At 71.7% G+C, this 3,050-nt stretch carries 4 protein-coding genes; 2 read left to right on the forward strand and 2 right to left on the reverse strand.

Features of this window, described 5'->3' with window-relative positions; all coding sequences use genetic code 11:
* Positions 1 to 226: 226 nt before the first annotated feature.
* Positions 227 to 580, forward strand: a complete 354-nt coding sequence (locus C1I98_RS44730; protein ID WP_233508514.1) for a beta propeller repeat protein — start codon at positions 227 to 229, stop codon at positions 578 to 580.
* Positions 568 to 1,026 (forward strand): WD40/YVTN/BNR-like repeat-containing protein, encoded by a 459-nt coding sequence (locus tag C1I98_RS44735; RefSeq protein ID WP_233508515.1) that lies wholly within the window; start codon positions 568 to 570, stop codon positions 1,024 to 1,026. The genes C1I98_RS44730 and C1I98_RS44735 overlap by 13 nt, the downstream gene beginning before the upstream one ends.
* 36 nt (positions 1,027 to 1,062) lie before the next feature.
* Here C1I98_RS44735 and thyX read toward each other — a convergent pair whose 3' ends face one another.
* Entirely contained in the window at positions 1,063 to 1,788 is a 726-nt protein-coding gene (thyX, locus tag C1I98_RS37200; protein WP_111171955.1) for an FAD-dependent thymidylate synthase, read from the reverse strand.
* Positions 1,789 to 1,867: 79 nt separating this feature from the next.
* The coding region (locus tag C1I98_RS37205; protein ID WP_438672133.1) for an amidohydrolase family protein at positions 1,868 to 3,050 on the reverse strand (1,183 nt) is incomplete at its 5' end.

The raw sequence follows: 3,050 nt of genomic DNA on the forward strand, positions 1-3,050 counted from the left end.
ATGGGCGTGTCGTGGGTGGGGCGGGAGGTCGTCGTTCCGGCTTGGCGATATCGGGTAGGGAGGTCCGGCCGGAACCGGCTTCGGCAGCAGGATGACCACCCCGGAAGGAGATAGGGCAAATGGGCGACGCACTCCTGGCCATCGGCACCCGTAAGGGCTGTTCCTCGCCCGTTCTCGTGACGGCGGGGCGTTCGAGGTCGATCCGGTCCGGTTTTCCACGATCGGCGTGCATGCCGTCGCGGTGGACACCCGTGGGCGGCCGGTGCCCCGGCTGCTCGCCGCGATCGAGTACGGGCACTTCGGCCCGTCCGTGATGTGGTCCGACGACCTGGGCGAGAGCTGGCAGGAGGCCGACCGTCCGCCGGTCGCCTTTCCCGAGGGCGGCGGCGGCCTGTGCCTGCACACGGTGCTGCCGCATCCGGCCGATCCCGGCTCGATCGCCGTGGCGGTGTCGGCGGCCGGTTTCTACCGCAGTACCGACGGCGGGGCCCGCTGGGAGGCGGCCAACCGGGGCATCCGCGTGGCGTTCCGGCCGAGGGCGACCAATATCCGGAGTTCGGGCAGTGCGTGCACAAGGTGACGGCGCACCCCGGGCGGCCCGACCGGCTGTTCCTGCAGCACCATTTCGGCGTCTACCGCAGTGACGACTTCGGCGCGAACTGGACCGCCATCGGCGGCGGCCTCACCTCCGACTTCGGTTTCCCCATCGTGGTGCATCCCGACCGGCCCGACACGGTGTACGTGGTGCCGCTGGAATCGGACATGGACCGGGTCCCGGTGGGCCACCGCTATCAGGTCTACCGCTCCGACGACGCCGGGGAGTCCTGGAACGCGTTCGGTGAGGGGCTGCCGCCCGGGCCGGTGCACGCCTCGGTGCTACGCGACGCCATGTGCGCCTCCCCGGCCGGGATCTTCTTCGGCACCCGCGACGGCGAGGTGTACGGCTCCCGCGACGACGGCGAGACCTGGACGGTGATCGCCCGCCACCTGCCCGACGTGCTCACCGTGCGCGCGGCCGTGTTGTGACGCGGCATGCCCCAGGCCCTCGCCGGCCGGTAGGCGTCAGGGGGCGACGCGGCCGTTGGCGACGAAGGCGGCGTGGGTGAGCGGCATCAGCTCCGCCCAGATCGCCTCCATCTTCTCGGCCACCATCTCGATCTCCCGCTGCGGGAACGACGGCACGGTGGCCGCCTCGCTCTTGGTGCGCAGCGACAGGAAGTGCATCAGCGCCCTGGCGTTGCAGGTGGCGTACATCGTGGAGAACAGGCCGACCGGCAGCACCGACCTGGCCACCTCCCTGGCGATGCCGGCCTCCAGCATCTCCTGGTAGGCGGCGTAGGACCGGCGGTAGGACGCCTCCATCACCTCGGTGACCAGCTTGTGCTGGGCGTCGGTGCCGTCGAGGAAGACGTAGCGCCCCGGCTTGCCCTCCTGCACCAGCTTGCGCGACCGGCCCGGTACGTAGAACACCGGCCGCAACTCGCGATATCGGCCGCTCTCCTCGTTGTAGGACCACACCCGGTGCCGGTGGAACTCGCGGAACACGAAGATCGGCGCGCTGATGAAAAAGGTCATCGAGTTGTGCTCGAACGGGCTCCCGTGCCGGTCGCGCATCAGGTAGTTGAGCAGCCCCTTGGACCGCTCGGGGTCCTTGCGCACCTCGTCGAGGGACTGCTCGCCGAGGGTGGACACCCTGGCGGCGAACAGCACGTCGGTGTCGGCGGCGCTGTGTTTGACCAGCTCGACCGTCACATCGTCGCGGAAGCTCGGCGCGCTTTCCTCGGGCACGTGGAGACCTTTCCTCACCGGTCATGGGCCTCGTCCAGCCTATCCACCGCCTCCCCGCGATTCCCGCTGAACCCACGGCTCACAGCCGGTAGACCCGCCGTGCGTTGCCCGCGCCGATCATGTGCGCGACCCGGGCCGCGTCCGTCGCGCTCCACTCCCCCTCCCCGATCCGTACGGCCAGTGCCCGCGCCAGCCCCCGCCGGTAGTACAGCGCCCCCAGGTGACACGTCTCGGCCACCCCGTAACAGTCACTGCTGAACATCTGCTTGTGGAAGGGGACCAGCTCCAGCAGTTCGTCCACGATCGCCGCCGACCCGGCCGCCGTGTGCGTCAGCGCCAGCCCGAGGTCCACGTAGACGTGCGGATACACGCTGGCCAGGTAGGCCGCCTGCCGGTGGAAGGGGTAGCAGTGCAGCAGGATCAGCGGCACCCCGCCGGGTTGCAGGGCCCTGATGAACCCGGTCAGCAGCGCCGGGTCGGCCCGGTGCAGGTCGATGTCGGGGTCGCCGTAGCCGCAGTGGAACTGCACCGGCAGCGACCGCTGCCTGGCCACGTCCACGCCGCTCCACAGCAGGTGGCGCAGCAGTATCGGGTCGCTCAGCCGCGCCTTCGGGTCGGCCAGCCGCCGCCCGGCCGCCGCGACCACCGCGCCCCTGCCCGGACGTTCGATGTCGAAGTCCAGGCCGTACCGGTAGGCGATGACGGTCTTCAGGCCGACGGCCCGCGCCGCGGCGGCGGAAAGGGCCTCGGCGAGGGCGTCGGGGTACTCGGCCGCACCGGCGACCGACCGGGCGATGGTCTCCTCCACCCGCTCCAGCCGTACGATCTCGTCGGCGGCGGCGCCGCCCAGCCTGCCCATCTCGGCGGCCGACAGCAGCCCGGCGCCGTTCAGCCCGGTGTCGACCAGGAAGGCGACGATCCCGGCCTGGCGCAGCAGCCGCCGGTTGACCTCGGCGGCGCCCAGTTCGGCACGACGCGCCAGGTACACCGCGGGCGGCGTATGCGGCGGCAGGTCCAGCACGGGCGCGCACCAGCGGCGGATGGCCGCGCCGATCGGCGTGTCGAAGTGCGTCGTGCCGGGTGGCGCGGGCGTGGCGGCCTCGGTGATCAGCAGCTCGAACGCGGCCCTGCCCAGGTCGTCGCGGCGTACGCCGTGGCAGTGGTGATCGACCAGCGGGGCGAGCAGCGCCTCACGCACCGCGTCGGGCAGCGGCGGGCCGGGGGGCAGGTCGTCGGCGGGAGGCATGCGGCAACTCCAGGGG

The sequence above is a fragment of the Spongiactinospora gelatinilytica genome (assembly GCF_003236385.1).
Classification (GTDB): domain Bacteria; phylum Actinomycetota; class Actinomycetes; order Streptosporangiales; family Streptosporangiaceae; genus Spongiactinospora; species Spongiactinospora gelatinilytica.